At 68.7% G+C, this 14,840-nt stretch carries 15 protein-coding genes and 1 tRNA gene; 9 read left to right on the plus strand and 7 right to left on the minus strand.

The window, feature by feature from the left end; all coding sequences use genetic code 11:
* Positions 1-9: 9 nt before the first annotated feature.
* Together WD026_RS02490 and WD026_RS02495 are read right to left on the minus strand one after the other, a co-directional pair.
* Positions 10-765, minus strand: coding sequence for a maleate cis-trans isomerase family protein (locus WD026_RS02490; RefSeq protein WP_425722079.1), 756 nt, complete (start codon positions 763-765; stop codon positions 10-12).
* A 16-nt stretch (positions 766-781) separates the two neighbouring features.
* Complete coding sequence (locus WD026_RS02495; protein ID WP_425723185.1) at positions 782-1,738, minus strand: Bug family tripartite tricarboxylate transporter substrate binding protein; 957 nt, start codon at positions 1,736-1,738, stop codon at positions 782-784.
* Between the two features lie 130 nt (positions 1,739-1,868).
* Between WD026_RS02495 and WD026_RS02500 the strand changes: the two genes are divergently transcribed.
* Positions 1,869-2,804: a LysR family transcriptional regulator gene (locus WD026_RS02500; protein ID WP_425722080.1), complete on the plus strand. Its 936-nt coding sequence runs from the start codon at positions 1,869-1,871 to the stop codon at positions 2,802-2,804.
* Here WD026_RS02500 and WD026_RS02505 read toward each other — a convergent pair.
* Positions 2,789-3,232, minus strand: coding sequence for a PACE efflux transporter (locus WD026_RS02505; protein ID WP_425722081.1), 444 nt, complete (start codon positions 3,230-3,232; stop codon positions 2,789-2,791). The genes WD026_RS02500 and WD026_RS02505 overlap by 16 nt on opposite strands.
* A 111-nt stretch (positions 3,233-3,343) precedes the next feature.
* Between WD026_RS02505 and WD026_RS02510 the strand changes: the two genes are divergently transcribed.
* The 4 genes from WD026_RS02510 (at position 3,344) to WD026_RS02525 (ending at position 6,200) form a co-directional block, all read left to right on the plus strand.
* Positions 3,344-4,045 (plus strand): cupin domain-containing protein, encoded by a 702-nt coding sequence (locus tag WD026_RS02510; RefSeq protein ID WP_425722082.1) that lies wholly within the window; start codon positions 3,344-3,346, stop codon positions 4,043-4,045.
* A 40-nt stretch (positions 4,046-4,085) separates the two neighbouring features.
* Positions 4,086-4,174: transfer RNA gene (locus WD026_RS02515), tRNA-Leu, on the plus strand.
* A 60-nt stretch (positions 4,175-4,234) separates the two neighbouring features.
* Positions 4,235-4,855: a DUF6806 family protein gene (locus tag WD026_RS02520; protein ID WP_425722083.1), complete on the plus strand. Its 621-nt coding sequence runs from the start codon at positions 4,235-4,237 to the stop codon at positions 4,853-4,855.
* 28 nt (positions 4,856-4,883) lie between these two features.
* Complete coding sequence (locus WD026_RS02525; protein ID WP_425722084.1) at positions 4,884-6,200, plus strand: MFS transporter; 1,317 nt, start codon at positions 4,884-4,886, stop codon at positions 6,198-6,200.
* Here the strand turns inward: WD026_RS02525 and murI are convergent.
* Genes murI through WD026_RS02540 form a run of 3 tightly spaced genes read right to left on the minus strand, consistent with a single transcriptional unit; the run spans position 6,197 to position 9,205 of the window.
* Positions 6,197-7,018 (minus strand): glutamate racemase, encoded by an 822-nt coding sequence (gene murI, locus WD026_RS02530; protein ID WP_425722085.1) that lies wholly within the window; start codon positions 7,016-7,018, stop codon positions 6,197-6,199. The genes WD026_RS02525 and murI overlap by 4 nt on opposite strands.
* Positions 7,015-8,565 (minus strand): fumarate hydratase, encoded by a 1,551-nt coding sequence (locus WD026_RS02535; RefSeq protein ID WP_425722086.1) that lies wholly within the window; start codon positions 8,563-8,565, stop codon positions 7,015-7,017. The genes murI and WD026_RS02535 overlap by 4 nt, the downstream gene beginning before the upstream one ends.
* Before the next feature lie 43 nt (positions 8,566-8,608).
* Complete coding sequence (locus WD026_RS02540; protein ID WP_425722087.1) at positions 8,609-9,205, minus strand: YqhA family protein; 597 nt, start codon at positions 9,203-9,205, stop codon at positions 8,609-8,611.
* A gap of 155 nt (positions 9,206-9,360) precedes the next feature.
* Between WD026_RS02540 and acs the strand changes: the two genes are divergently transcribed.
* Positions 9,361-11,355 carry an acetate--CoA ligase gene (acs, locus tag WD026_RS02545; RefSeq protein WP_425722088.1) on the plus strand — a complete coding sequence of 665 codons (1,995 nt, stop codon included), beginning with the start codon at positions 9,361-9,363 and terminating at the stop codon, positions 11,353-11,355.
* 61 nt (positions 11,356-11,416) lie between these two features.
* On the opposite strand, the gene WD026_RS02550 is transcribed toward acs, so the two are convergent.
* Positions 11,417-11,722, minus strand: a complete 306-nt coding sequence (locus tag WD026_RS02550; RefSeq protein WP_425722089.1) for a c-type cytochrome — start codon at positions 11,720-11,722, stop codon at positions 11,417-11,419.
* Between the two features lie 132 nt (positions 11,723-11,854).
* On the opposite strand from WD026_RS02550, the gene WD026_RS02555 reads away from it, so the two are divergent.
* The 3 genes from WD026_RS02555 (at position 11,855) to lgt (ending at position 14,829) form a co-directional block, all read left to right on the plus strand.
* A complete protein-coding gene (locus tag WD026_RS02555; RefSeq protein WP_425722090.1) occupies positions 11,855-12,094 on the plus strand; it encodes a TIGR04438 family Trp-rich protein in 240 nt (79 codons plus the stop codon).
* 78 nt (positions 12,095-12,172) lie between these two features.
* Entirely contained in the window at positions 12,173-14,032 is a 1,860-nt protein-coding gene (gene ilvD / locus WD026_RS02560; RefSeq protein WP_425722091.1) for a dihydroxy-acid dehydratase, read from the plus strand.
* Entirely contained in the window at positions 14,032-14,829 is a 798-nt protein-coding gene (gene lgt / locus WD026_RS02565) for a prolipoprotein diacylglyceryl transferase (RefSeq protein WP_425722092.1), read from the plus strand. Before ilvD ends, lgt begins: the two co-directional genes overlap by 1 nt.
* Positions 14,830-14,840 lie beyond the last annotated feature (11 nt).

The following is a 14,840-nucleotide window of genomic DNA, read 5'->3' on the forward strand; positions in this document are numbered from 1 at the left end:
CCGATGACCTCAGTACCGGCCCGAGAGCAGGGCGCCGCAGCCCGGCACGTGGGCCGGCAGGTTCAGCGCGCTCAGCATGGCGTGGGTGGTGCACACGGCGGCCGATAGCACCGGCAGGCCGAGGCGGTCTTCCACCGGCTGGATGGAGGGCAGCGAGGGCATCTGCACGCAGGCCGACAGCACCACCGCGTCGCAGTTGGCGGTGACCAGCCGGCGCGACAGCTCGATGGGCGCACGCGGGTCCTGCGCGCCCACCTGCAGGTTGTCGGAGATCTCCAGCGACACGGCATCCTGCACCTCGATGCCCTCGTGCTGGATGTAGTCCACCACCAGCTGGGTCAGCGGCTTCATGTAGGGCGTGAGCACCGCGATCTTCTTCGCGCCGATGCGCTGCAGGCCCTGGATGAGGGCGCCGGCGCTGGTGACCACCGGCGCGGGGGCGCCGTTGTCCACCGTGCGCTGGTGCAGGCGCTGCTCGGACTGTCGGTGGTAGCCCAGGCCCATGCTCATGATGGCCACCAGACACGCGTAGCCCAGCACGTCCACCCGGGCGTCCGAGAGTTCGAGCGCGCAGCGGTCGGAATCGGCGTCCATGGCGGCCAGCTCTTCCTTCGTCACCTTCTTCATGCGCATGCGCGAGGAGTGGAAGGTGAAGCGCTCCGGCGCCACGCCCTCGCGGGCGCGCAGCATGGCCGGGATCTCGGTCTCCATGGTGGTGTTGGAGCTGGGCACGATCTGCCCGATGCGGAAATGGGTGCGGGTCATGTCGGTGCGGGTCCGGTCACTCGGCGGTGATGTTGCGGCTCTTGATGATCTGGCCCCAGTACTCGGTCTCGCGGGTCACCAGGTCGCCCAGGCCCTTGGGGTCGAGGTAACGCGGCTCCACGCCCTGCTGCAGCGCGCGGGCCTTGGTCTCGGGAGCGTCCAGCACCTTCTTCACCGCCTCGCTCAGCTGGGCGATCACCGGGGCCGGGGTGCCGGCCGGGGCGAACAGGCCGACCCAGGCTTCCAGCTCGAAGCCGGGCAGGCCGGCCTCGGCGGTGGTGGGCACGTCGGGCAGCATGGGGTGGCGGGTCTTGCTGGTCACGGCGTAGGGGCGCAGCTTGCCCTGCTGGATGTGGCCCAGCACCGAGGGCGGGGTGGTCATGAAGAACTGCACCTGGCCGGCCAGCACGTCGGCAATGGCGGCACCCGAACCCTTGTAGGGCACATGGGTCATGCTGGTTTTGGTGTTCTGCTCGAACAGCGCGGTGCCCACGTGCGAGAGCGAACCCACGCCCTGCGACGCAAAGTTCACCTTGCCGGCGTTGGCGCGCAGGTAGGCCAGCAGCTCGTTGAGGTTCTTCGCCGGCACCGAGGGGTGGGTGGTGATCACGTTGGTGGCCGCCGCGATCAGCGCCACCGGCACCAGGTCCTTCTGGTCCCAGGGCAGCTTGGCGAACATGGACGGGTTGCCCACGTGGTAGGCCGAGTACGAGATCAGCAGCGTGTAGCCGTCCTTGGGCGCGCGGGCCACCTGGCTGTAGGCGATGTTGCCGCTGGCGCCGCCCTTGTTCTCCACGATCACCGAGCCGTTCAGCACCTTGGCCACGCCGTCGCTGATCAGGCGGGCCGAGGTGTCCACCACGCCGCCCGGCGGGTTGGGCACCACGAAGGTGATGGGCTTGTTCGGGAAGCCCTGGGCCATGGCGGTGCCCGAGAGGGCCAGCAGGCAGGACAGGAGGGTGCGTCGGTTCAGCATGGGAATGTCTCCGGGAGGATGTTGTGGGTGGATTCGCAGGGGTGAGCGCGCGGATTCTGGAGACGCGGGCGGGTTTTCGGTTCGTGTTTGATTGACACATCCTCAACCTGTGGTTGAGGATCGGGCCATGAACACCCCCCAGTCTTCCGCGCCCATCAACCTCGGCCGTTTCGACCTCGGCTCGCTGCGCCTCTTCCTGATGACGGTGGACGCCGGCAGCCTGACCGCCGGGGCCGACCGCTACGGCATCTCGCTGGCCGCTGCCAGCAAGCGCATGGCCGAGCTCGAAGCCCATGTGGGCCACCCGCTGCTGGAGCGCAGCAAGCGCGGCGTGGTGCCCACCCCGGCCGGGCAGACGCTGCAGCGCCATGCCATCGAGCTGGTGGCGCAGCTGGAGCAGATGGCGCTGGCACTCAGCGATTTCCGGCACGGCACCCAGGGGCACCTGCGCATCTGGGCCAACACCTCGGCCTTCGGGCATTTCCTGCCCACCACCCTGGCCATCTTCTCGGCCCGTCACCCGGGCATCAAGGTCGACCTGGAAGACGTGCTGAGCGAAGAGGCCGCCCGCGCCGTGACCACCGGCGTGGCCGAGCTGGCCGTCATCGGCGACAACACCCCCACCGAAGGCCTGCACACGCTGCCCTGCGAGACCGACGAACTGGTGCTGCTGGTGCCCGCCGGCCATGCGCTGGCGGTGCGCGAGACGGTGGCCTTCACCGACGCACTCGACCACGACTTCGTGGGCATGAACCGCTCCACCTCGCTCATGCGGCACATTGCTGCAGCGGCCGGCGCCTGCGGCCGGGTGATGCACACGCGGGTGCAGGTGCGCAGTTTTGACGCCATGTGCCGCATGGTCAGCGCCGGTCTGGGCCTGGCCATACTGCCGCGCGCCAGTGCGCTGCCGCTGGCGCCCGCCCTGGGCCTGGTGCTGCGCCGGCTCGATGGCCTGTGGACCCGTCGCCGCCTGCTGCTGGCCATGCGGGACCGGCAGCAGCTCTCGCCGCCGGCACGGGCCTTTGTGGAGCTGGTGGAGGCGTCGGCTCAGCCAGCGACCTGATCGGACCGGGGCAGCGCCGAGGCCGGCAGGCCGAACACCCGGTCGAAGACCCAGTTGAAGACGAAGGTGTAGATCAGGAAGAACACGATCAGGCCGATGTCCATCACGAAGGCTTCCCACAGCGTGAGGTCCAGCCACCAGGCAAAGGCCGGAACCAGCGTGATCACCAGCCCGGTCTCGAAACCCACCGCGTGGGCCACGCGGCGCCATACGCTGCGCCCGCGTGTGGCCTGGCGGGCTTCCCACCATTCGAAAGCGGTGTTGTAGGCCAGGTTCCAGACCACGGCCACCACCGCCGCGCCCACGGCGGCCACGCCGGCGCGCTCCAGATCGCTGCCGGAGAACAGCTTGAGCAGCGCGGTGGAGGCGCTGATGGCGATGAGCTCGTAGAGCGTGACGTAGACGAGCTTGCGCCGGATGCCTTGCATGGGGAGAACGGGTTCGGGGTATCGACAGGACCGCCGACTGTACCTGCACGCCATGACCGGCATGAACCTGCACCCCACAGGGTATGTGGGGCGGCGGCACAATCCCGACCCATGAAACTGCGAGCCGACTGGTCCGAACGTTGTGTGGTCCACAGCCACGACCTGCCCTGGGTGCCGTCGCCTTCCCGCCTGGTGAAGCGCCGCATGCTCGAGCGCGACGGCGAAGAGGTGGCCCGCGCCACCTCGGTGGTGCGGTATGCACCCGGTGCCCGCTTCGACGCCCACGACCACGAGCTGGGCGAGGAGATCCTGGTGCTGGATGGCGTGTTCAGCGACGAGACCGGCGACTACGGCCCCGGCACCTACCTCAAGAACCCGCCGGGTTCGCGGCATGCGCCGTTCTCGGAGCCGGGCTGCACCCTCTTCGTCAAGCTGCGTTACCAGGACCCGCAGGACCAGGCGCAGCTGGCCATCGACACCCGCCGGGCCGACTGGCGCCCCGGCCTGGTGCCGGGCCTGTCGGTGCTGCCGCTCTCGTCCTTCGGCACCAGCCACACGGCGCTGGTGCGCTGGGCGCCGGGCACGTACTTCAACCCCCACCGGCATTACGGCGGCGAAGAGATCTTTGTGGTCGAGGGCGTGTTCTCCGACGAGCACGGCGACTACCCGGCGGGCAGCTGGCTGCGCAGCCCGCACCTGAGCCAGCACCAGCCGTTCTCGCGCGAGGGCTGTCTCATCTTCGTGAAGACCGGGCACCTGCTGAGCGATGCCCCGATGCCGGCCGGGGTGGGCTACGCCCGCGCCGGCGCCTGAAAATCGCTTCCCGGGCCGGACCTGCGACAATGCCGGGTCTGCCTCGATGGTGAAATTGGTAGACACAGCGGACTTAAAATCCGCCGCCCCCAACAGGGCGTACCGGTTCGATTCCGGTTCGGGGCACCAGCCACGGCCGGACACCATCACCGGCCACCCTTCCGGACACCACCGGATCAGCGAGTTTTCATGAGCCAATTCAACGCCCCCTTCGAAATCCATGTGCACGGCGACCTGCCCCTGCGCGAGGACGTCGCCTACGAGCAGATCCAGGAGGCGCTCAAACCCCTGTGGCAGTACGCGGGTGCCCGTTCGCTGGCGGCAGCGGCGGCCAGCAGCTACGAGGACGAGCCCGGCATCCGGGTCGACCAGGAAGCCCATGTGCTGCAGATCTGCTGGACCGTGGCTGGCGACGAGGACTTCCGCCAGACCATGGAAGAGGCCTGCATGGGCCTCAACGAGATCAGCGCGGCCGGTGCGCCGCTGGAAGTCTCCTTCTACGACACCGAGTACGACGAGGAAGACCCGGCCGAGGGCGAAGAAGCCCGCGACGACTTCGTGATGTTCTTCGTCGGTCCCACGCCGGCGGCCATCATGCAGACCCAGCGCGACCTGCTGGTGCAGGACGTGGTGCACGTGATGGAACGCCACTTCGATGCCTCCGAACTCGGCGACGTGGTGGGCGCCATCGACCAGCTCTTCACCCAGCGCTTCGATGCCCTGGTGAACTCCATGCAGCTGGGCCGCCCGCCGCGCGGCCATGGTGGATCGGGCCACGGCGGCCCGCGCAAGCCGCGCCACCTGCACTGACACCCCGGCGGCCTGAGGACACCCACCCATGCCGCTGTTTTCTGCCGACGCGCTCAACCCGGGCGTGCGAGCCCGCGAGGTGCTGGGCTGGGCCCTGTACGACTTTGCCAACTCCGGCTACACCACCGTGGTGCTCACGGCGGTGTTCGCGGCCTACTTCGTGGGCGCGGTGGCCGGGGGCGAGAGCTGGGCCACCCTGGCCTGGACGGCGGCGCTCAGCGCCTCCCACCTGCTGGTGATGCTCACCATGCCCGGCATCGGCGCCTGGGCCGACCAGCATGCGGCCAAGCGCCGCCTGCTGGCCTTGTGCACCCTGGGTTGCGTGCTGAGCACGGCCGCACTGGCCCTGGTGGGGCCGGGGGCAGTGGCGCTGGGCGTGCTGCTGGTCGTGGTGTCCAACACCTTCTTTGCCTGGGGCGAGTCGCTGGCGGCGGCCTTCCTGCCCGAGCTGGCCCGACCGCAGGCCATGGGCCGGGTGAGCGGCTGGGGCTGGAGCCTGGGTTATGTGGGCGGCATGCTGGCCCTGGGGCTGAGCCTGGCCTGGGTGCTGCAGGCGCAGGCGGCTGGCCAGCCCGCCTCGGCCTTCGTGCCGGTGACCATGCTGATCACCGCCGGCCTGTTTGCCGTGGCCGGCACCGCCTCGCTGCTGCTGCTGCGTGAACACGCCACCCCCCGACCGGCCGGTCCGGATGCCGGGCTGGGCGCGGCCTGGCGCCAGCTGGGCACCACGCTGCGCCAGGCCCGGCACTACCGCGACTTCATGTGGCTGCTGGCCTGTGCGGCGGCCTACCAGGGCGGGGTGGCGGTGGCCATTGCCCTGGCCGCCATTTACGCCGAGCAGGTGGTGGGCTTCCAGCCGCAGCAGACCATGGTGCTGATCTTCGTGCTCAACATCGCCGCCATGGCCGGGGCCTTCGCCTTCGGCTACGGGCAGGACCGCCTGGGCCACAAGAAGGCCCTGGCCCTCACCCTGCTGGGCTGGATGGCCACCTGCGTGCTGGCCGCGCTCACCACCACGCAGGCGGTGTTCTGGTGGGCAGCGGCCATTGCCGGGCTGTGCATGGGCTCCAGCCAGTCGGCCGGGCGGGCCATGGCGGGTGTGCTGGCGCCGCCGGCCCAGCTGGCGGAGTTCTTCGGTCTGTGGACCTTTGCCACCCGGGTGGCCAGCATCGTCGGGCCGCTGACCTACGGCGCCATCACCTGGCTCACCGACGGCAACCACCGGCTGGCCATCGGCAGCACCGCGCTGCTGTTTGCGCTGGGTCTGCTGCTGCTGGTGCCGGTGGACATGGAGCGCGGCCGGCGTGCCGCGCTGGCCGCCCCGCCGGGCCGCAACGCCGGCTAGTCGGGCACCACCACCTGCTGCGCGGGGCGGTGCCAGCCCAGCCAGCGGTGCGCAGCGGCGGTCAGTGCGCCGGCATCACCGGTGGTCATCAGCGTCGACTCGGCGTGCAGCGGCTGATCCGGGTCGGCCGCGTCCATCTGCAGCACATGGCGGGTGCGCCGGGCCACGGCCTCGCCGGTGTCGACCAGCCGCACGCCGGGGCCGGCGGCCTGCTGCAGCACCGCGGCCGCAAAGGGGTAGTGGGTGCAACCGAGCACCAGGGTATCCAGGCCGGGTGCGGCCTGCCGCACGGCGTCCACATAGCGCTGGCCCAGGGTCTGGATGGTGTCGGTGTCGTCGCGTTCGATGGCGCCGGCCAGCCCGTCGCAGGGCTGGTCGTGTATGTGCAGCGCTCGCGGCGCTGCCGCCTCCAGCCGCCGGCGCAGGGCGGCATAACGCTCGCTGCCCAGGGTGCCCCGGGTGGCCAGCACGCCCACATGGCCGCTGGCGCTGAGCTCGATGGCCGGCTTGACGGCCGGCTCCACCCCCACGATGGGCAGATCGGCATGGCGGGTCCGCAGACCGTCGATGGCCAGGGCCGTGGCGGTGTTGCAGGCCACCACCAGCGCGTCGATGCCCTGGGTCTGCCGCAGCCACTGCACGATGGCCTGCGAGCGCCGGGCCACCCAGTCGGCGCCGCGCTCACCGTAGGGCGCGTGCAGACTGTCGGCCAGGTAGGTGAAGCGCACGCCGGGCAGCTCGGCCCGCAGGGCGCGCAGCACGCTCAGGCCGCCGACCCCGCTGTCGAACACGCCGACATGGCGAGCGCTGGGCTTCAAGCCGATGCGACGGTGATGCCCTTGAACTCGCCGCTGGCAATGCGCTTCTGCCACTCGGCCGGGCCGGTGATGTGGGCGCTGGTGCCGCCGGCATCCACCGCCACGGTCACCGGCATGTCGACCACGTCGAACTCGTAGATGGCTTCCATGCCCAGGTCCTCGAAGCCGACCACGCGGGCCGACTTGATGGCCTTGGACACCAGGTAGGCCGCGCCGCCCACGGCCATGAGGTAGGCGCTCTGGTGCTTCTGGATGGCCTCGATGGCCACCGGGCCGCGCTCGGCCTTGCCCACCATGGCGATCAGGCCGGTCTGGGCGAGCATCATCTCGGTGAAGCCGTCCATGCGGGTGGCGGTGGTGGGGCCGGCGGGGCCCACGGCCTCGTCGCGCACCGGGTCCACCGGACCCACGTAGTAGATGACCCGGTTGGTGAAGTCCACCGGCAGCTTCTCGCCCTTGGCCAGCATGCCCTGGATGCGCTTGTGCGCGGCGTCGCGGCCGGTCAGCATCTTGCCGTTGAGCAGCAGGGTCTGGCCCGGCTTCCACGAGGCCACCTCGGCCTTGGTCAGGGTGTTCAGGTCGACGCGGGTGCTCTTCTGGGTGTCGGGCACCCAGTTGACGTCGGGCCACAGGTCGAGGCTGGGCGCGTCCAGGTAGACCGGGCCGCTGCCGTCCAGCACGAAGTGGGCGTGGCGGGTGGCGGCGCAGTTGGGGATCATGGCCACCGGCTTGCTGGCCGCGTGGGTCGGGTACATCTTGATCTTGACGTCCAGCACGGTGGTCAGGCCGCCCAGGCCCTGCGCGCCGATGCCCAGGGCATTGACCTTCTCGTAGAGCTCCAGGCGCAGCTCTTCCACCTGGCTGAGCTTCTCGCCCTTGGACGCTTTTTCCTGCAGCTGGTACATGTCCAGGTCGTCCATGAGCGACTCCTTGGCCATCAGCACCGCCTTCTCGGCCGTGCCGCCGATGCCGATGCCCAGCATGCCCGGCGGGCACCAGCCGGCGCCCATGGTGGGCACGGTTTTCAGCACCCAGTCGACCACCGAGTCGCCGGGGTTGAGCATGATCATCTTGCTCTTGTTCTCGCTGCCGCCGCCCTTGGCGGCCACGGTCACTTCCACCGTGTCGCCCGGCACGATCTCGGTGAAGATGACCGCCGGCGTGTTGTCCTTGGTGTTCTTGCGCAGGAACTGCGGGTCGGCCACCACGCTGGCGCGCAGCTGGTTGTCCGGGTGGTTGTAGCCCCGGCGCACGCCTTCGTTGACCGCATCTTCCAGCCCGCCGGTGAAGCCTTCCCAGCGCACGTTCATGCCGACCTTGAGGAACACGTTGACGATGCCGGTGTCCTGGCAGATGGGGCGGTGGCCCACGGCGCTCATCTTGCTGTTGGTCAGGATCTGCGCGATGGCGTCCTTGGCGGCCGCGCTCTGCTCGCGCTGGTAGGCGCGGGCCAGGTGGGCGATGTAGTCGGCCGGGTGGTAGTAGCTGATGTACTGCAGCGCGCCGGCGATGGATTCGATCAGGTCTTCCTGGCGGATGGTGCTCATGGTCTCGACGGGTGGGTGGGGAAGAGGGTAGGGGGCGGGGCGCTCAGTGCTTGCCGGCGTCCGGCACGTGCATCAGGCGGTCGGCCAGGGCAATGGCCATGGCGCTGAACAGGAAGGCCACGTGGATGATGGTCTGCCACATCAGCACCTTCTCGTCGTAGTTGGCCGCGTTGATGAAGGTCTTGAGCAGGTGGATGGAGCTGATGCCGATGATGGCGGTGGCCAGCTTCACCTTGAGCACCGACGCGTTCACATGGCTGAGCCATTCGGGCTGGTCGGGGTGGCTCTCCAGGTTCATGCGGCTCACGAAGGTCTCGTAGCCGCCCACGATCACCATGATGAGCAGGTTGCTGATCATGACCACGTCGATCAGGGCCAGCACCACCAGCATGATGATGGTCTCGTTCAGGCCGGTCAGCGCCACGTCGCTCTTGTAGCCGATGCTGGTGATGAGCTTCTGCAGCGCGGCGTCGTTGCCGAAGGCGGCCTCGATCAGGTGCACCAGCTCGACCCAGAAATGGAACACATAGATGCCCTGTGCCGCGATCAGGCCGAGGTACAGCGGCAACTGCAGCCAGCGGCTGGCGAAGATCAGGTTGGGCAGGGGCCGGATGGGGCCGGTTTTGACGGGATCGCTCATGGGCAGGGAAAATGTGGGGTGGTTCGGGCGGGGTTGTACCCACCCGGCGGGCAGCCTGCTATTGTAGGTGTCGCCTCTGTGTCAGTGGCTTGTAAGAGCGCCTGCGCACAGTGCCCGGCGTTCCGGTTTTCAACAACATCTCAGGAGACTTGCGCATGTCCGCACCCTCGTCGTCGATCGAATCCACCCTGGTCGAAAACCGGGTCTTCGAACCCTCTGCCGCCACCGTCCAGGCCGCCCGCATCTCGGGCATGAACGCCTACCAGGCCCTGTGCGCCGAGGCCGAACGGGATCACGAGGGGTTCTGGGCCCGGCTGGCGCGCGAGACCCTGACCTGGCACAAGCCCTTCACCCAGACGCTGGACGCCTCCCAGGCACCGTTCTACAAGTGGTTCCAGGACGGTGAGCTCAATGCCTCGTTCAACTGCCTGGACCGCCACATGGGCACCCCGGTAGAGAACAAGACGGCCATCATCTTCGAGGCCGACGGCGGCGAAGTGACCCGCGTCACCTACCGCGAACTGCTGGCCAAAGTGTCGCAATTTGCGAATGTTCTCAAGGCCAAGGGCGTCAAGAAGGGCGACCGCGTCGTCATCTACATGCCCATGACCATCGAAGGCGTGGTGGCCATGCAGGCCTGCGCCCGCATCGGCGCCACCCACTCGGTGGTGTTCGGCGGCTTCTCGGCCAAGGCGCTGCAGGAGCGCATCCAGGACGCCGGCGCCGTGGCCGTCATCACCGCCAACTACCAGCTGCGCGGCGGCAAGGAACTGCCGCTGAAGTCCATCGTGGACGAAGGCATCGCCATGGGCGGCTGCGAGACGATCAGGAACGTCATCGTGTTCCAGCGCACCCCCACCGCCTGCCACATGGTGGCCGGCCGCGACACCTTCATGCACGAGGACATGGCCGGCCAGAGCACCACCTGCCCGGCCGAGATGGTGGGCGCCGAACACCCGCTGTTCGTGCTCTACACCTCCGGCTCCACCGGCAAGCCCAAGGGCGTGCAGCACAGCACCGGCGGCTACCTGCTGTGGGCCAACCTCACCATGAACTGGACCTTCGACCTGAAGGCCGACGACATCTTCTGGTGCACCGCCGACATCGGCTGGATCACCGGCCACAGCTACGTGGCCTACGGCCCGCTGGCCGCCGGCGCCACCCAGATCGTGTTCGAGGGCGTGCCCACCTACCCGAATGCCGGCCGCTTCTGGCAGATGATCGAGAAGCACAAGTGCACCATCTTCTACACCGCGCCCACGGCCATCCGCTCGCTCATCAAGGCGGCCGAAGGCGACGAGAAGGTGCACCCGGCCCGCTCCGACCTGTCCAGCCTGCGCCTGCTGGGCTCGGTGGGTGAACCCATCAACCCCGAAGCCTGGATGTGGTACTACAAGCATGTGGGCGGCGAGCGCTGCCCCATCGTCGACACCTTCTGGCAGACCGAGACCGGCGGCCACATGATCACCCCGCTGCCGGGCGCCACGCCCCTGGTGCCGGGTTCGTGCACGCTGCCCCTGCCGGGCATTGCTGCGGCCATCGTGGACGAGACCGGCAACGACGTGGCCAACGGCGCCGGCGGCATCCTGGTGGTCAAGAAGCCCTGGCCGTCCATGATCCGCACCATCTGGGGCGACCCGGAGCGCTTCAAGAAGAGCTACTTCCCCGACGAGCTGCGCGGCTTCTACCTGGCCGGTGACGGTGCCGTGCGCAGCGCCGACCGCGGCTACTTCCGCATCACCGGCCGCATTGACGACGTGCTCAACGTCTCGGGCCACCGCATGGGCACCATGGAGATCGAATCGGCCCTGGTGGGCAAGACCGACCTGGTGGCAGAAGCCGCCGTGGTGGGCCGCCCGGACGACCTGACCGGCGAGGCCATCGTGGCCTTCGTGGTGCTCAAGCGCTCGCGCCCCACCGGCGACGAGGCCAAGGCGATTGCCAAGGAGCTGCGCGACTGGGTGGGCAAGGAGATCGGCCCGATCGCCAAGCCCAAGGACATCCGCTTCGGCGACAACCTGCCCAAGACCCGCTCCGGCAAGATCATGCGCCGCCTGCTGCGCTCCATCGCCAAGGGCGAGGCCATCACCCAGGACACCTCCACCCTGGAAAACCCGGCCATCCTGGAGCAGCTCGCGCAGAACAACTGAAGCCGCAGCGCCCAACAAAAAACCCGCCTGAGTGGCGGGTTTTTTCATGGTCGGGACCGGGTCACTTCTGGCCCAGGATCCAGGTAGCCAGCTTCTTGGCTTCGGCGTCGTTGACCTGCGGGTTGGCGGGCATGGGGATGGCACCCCAGACACCGGCGCCACCCTTCTGGATCTTGGTGGCCAGCATGTCGGCGGCCTTGGCGTCGCCGGCGTACTTCTTGGCGATGTCCTTGTAGGACGGGCCGACCAGCTTCTTGTCGACGGCGTGGCAGGCCAGGCAGTTCTTGCTCTTGGCCAGGGCTTCGTCGGCCAGGGCGGGGGCCGACAGCACGGCCAGCGAGGCCATAATCATCAGGGTGCGTTTCATGGGGTTGTGTCCTCTGGGGTGGTTGCAGTAAGCAATGGGATTCTAGCCAGAGCCCGTTGGTTCAATGCCCCGAGACGCCACGGATTCACAGCTTTTTGCCGGGTATTCACCCGCGCTTCACCGGAGGTTTCCATGTATTTCCTGTCTGCCGGCGTGGTGTTGCTGCTGCTCAAGTACCTGGAGGTGGGCCCGGTGGCCGGCTGGTCCTGGTGGGTGGTGCTGGCACCCTTCGGCCTGGCCGTGTTCTGGTGGGCCTGGGCCGACAGCTCGGGCTACACCCGCCGCAAGCAGATGGAGAAGATGGACCAGCGCAAGGCCGACCGCATCGAGAAGCAGCGCAAGGCCCTGGGCCTGGACCGGCACCGCCGCTGAGGTCATTGCACCCCACCGATAATCCGGGGTTGACCGCGCTGCGGTCGCCCGATCTTTCATAACGACCCCCGAGACACCATGCCGCAATACCGTTCCAAGACCTCCACCGCCGGCCGCAACATGGCCGGAGCCCGCGCCCTGTGGCGCGCCACCGGCATGAAGGACGGCGACTTCAGCAAGCCCATCATCGCCATCGCCAACTCGTTCACCCAGTTCGTGCCGGGCCATGTGCACCTCAAGGACCTGGGCCAGCTGGTGGCCCGCGAGATCGAGGCGGTGGGCGGCGTGGCCAAGGAGTTCAACACCATCGCGGTGGACGACGGCATCGCCATGGGCCACGACGGCATGCTGTATTCGCTGCCCAGCCGCGACATCATTGCCGACTCGGTGGAGTACATGGTCAATGCCCACTGCGCCGATGCGCTGGTGTGCATCTCCAACTGCGACAAGATCACCCCCGGCATGCTCATGGCCGCCATGCGCCTGAACATCCCTGTGGTGTTCGTCTCGGGCGGCCCCATGGAGGCCGGCAAGGTGCGCCTGGCCGTGCCGGGCACCTCCACCATCCAGATCAAGAAGCTCGACCTGATCGACGCCATGGTCATGGCCGCCGACGACAAGGTGTCGGATGCCGACCTGGCCGAGGTGGAGCGTTCGGCCTGCCCCACCTGCGGATCGTGCTCGGGCATGTTCACCGCCAACTCCATGAACTGCCTGACCGAGGCCCTGGGCCTCTCGCTGCCGGGCAACGGCACGGTGGTGGCCACCCACGCCGACCGCGAGGAGCTGTTCAAGCGCGCCGGCCGCACCGTGGTGGAGCTGTGCCGCCGCTACTACGAGCAGGAAGACGCCTCGGTGCTGCCGCGTGCCATCGGCAAGAAGGCGTTCGAGAACGCCATGACGCTGGACATCGCCATGGGCGGCTCCACCAACACCATCCTGCACATCCTGGCCGCGGCCCAGGAAGCCGGCATCGAGTTCGACATGATCGACATCGACCGCATCTCGCGCGACGTGCCGCAGCTGTGCAAGGTGGCACCCAACACCAACAAGTACCACATCGAGGACGTGCACCGTGCCGGCGGCATCATGGCCATCCTGGGCGAGCTCGACCGCGCCGGCAAGCTGCACACCGACGTGCCCACGGTGCACGCTCCCACGCTCAAGCACGCGCTGGACGAGTGGGACGTGGCCCGCAACCCCTCCGAGGCCGTCAAGACCTTCTACATGGCCGGTCCGGCCGGCATTCCCACCCAGGTGGCCTTCAGCCAGAACACCCGCTGGCCCAGCCTCGACCTGGACCGTGCCGAAGGCTGCATCCGGTCCTACGAGCACGCCTTCTCGAAAGAGGGCGGTCTGGCCGTGCTGCGCGGCAACATCGCCCTGGACGGCTGCGTGGTCAAGACCGCCGGCGTGGACGACAGCCTGATGGTGTTCGAAGGCCCGGCCCATGTGGTGGAAAGCCAGGACGACGCGGTGCAGAACATCCTGGACGACAAGGTCAAGGCCGGCGACGTGGTGGTGGTGCGCTACGAGGGCCCCAAGGGCGGCCCCGGCATGCAGGAAATGCTCTACCCCACGAGCTACATCAAGTCCAAGGGCCTGGGCAAGGCCTGCGCCCTGCTGACCGACGGCCGCTTCTCGGGTGGCACCTCGGGCCTGTCCATCGGCCACTGCTCGCCCGAGGCCGCCGCCGGTGGCGCCATCGGCCTGGTGCGCAACGGTGACCGCATCCGCATCGACATCCCCAACCGCAGCATCAATGTGCTGGTGAGCGACGAAGAACTCGCCCGCCGCCGCGCCGAGCAGGACGCCAAGGGCTGGAAACCCGAGCAGCCGCGCCCGCGCCAGGTGTCGGCCGCGCTGCGTGCCTACGCGCTGCTGGCCACCTCGGCCGACAAGGGCGCGGTGCGCGACCTGTCCAGGCTGGAAGGCTGATGCTGGTCCATCCCGCCATCGACCCGGTGGCGCTGCAGCTGGGTCCGTTGGCCATCCACTGGTACGGCCTGACGTATCTCGCCGCCTTCGTGCTGTTCGTGCTGCTGGGGCGCCAGCGCCTTAAGCACGAGCCCTTTGCCAGCCTGCGCGATCCGGCCTGGACCTCGCGCGACGTGGAGGACATCCTCTTCCTCGGCGTGCTGGGCGTGGTGGCGGGTGGCCGCATCGGCTACTGCGTGTTCTACCAGCCGGGCTACTACCTGCAGCACCCGCTGGAGGTGTTCGCGGTGTGGCAGGGCGGCATGAGCTTCCATGGCGGGCTGATCGGCGTGCTGCTGGCCATGGTCTGGTTCGCGCGCAGCCGGGGTCGGCCATGGCTGCAGGTGATGGACTTTGTGGCGCCCTGCGTGCCCACCGGCCTGGCGGCGGGCCGGGCGGGCAACTTCCTCAACGGCGAGCTGTGGGGCCGCGTGGCCGATCCGTCGCTGCCCTGGGGCATGGTGTTCCGCGGCGCGGGCGACCTGCCGCGCCACCCCTCGCAGGTGTACCAGTTCCTGCTGGAGGGGCTGCTGCTGTTCGTGCTGCTGTGGCTGTATGCGCGCAAGCCCCGGGCCACCGGCCAGGTGTCGGCCATGTTCCTGCTGGGCTACGGCGTGTTCCGCTTCGTGGCCGAGTTCTTCCGCGAACCCGACGCCCACCTGGGCCTGCTGTCGCTGGGCATGAGCATGGGCCAGTGGCTGTGCGTGCCCATGATCCTGGGCGGCATTGCTCTGGGCTGGTACAGCCGGCCGCGCTGAACCCATCGGTC

Source organism: Hydrogenophaga sp. R2 (assembly GCF_049843595.1).
Lineage (GTDB): Bacteria > Pseudomonadota > Gammaproteobacteria > Burkholderiales > Burkholderiaceae_C > Hydrogenophaga.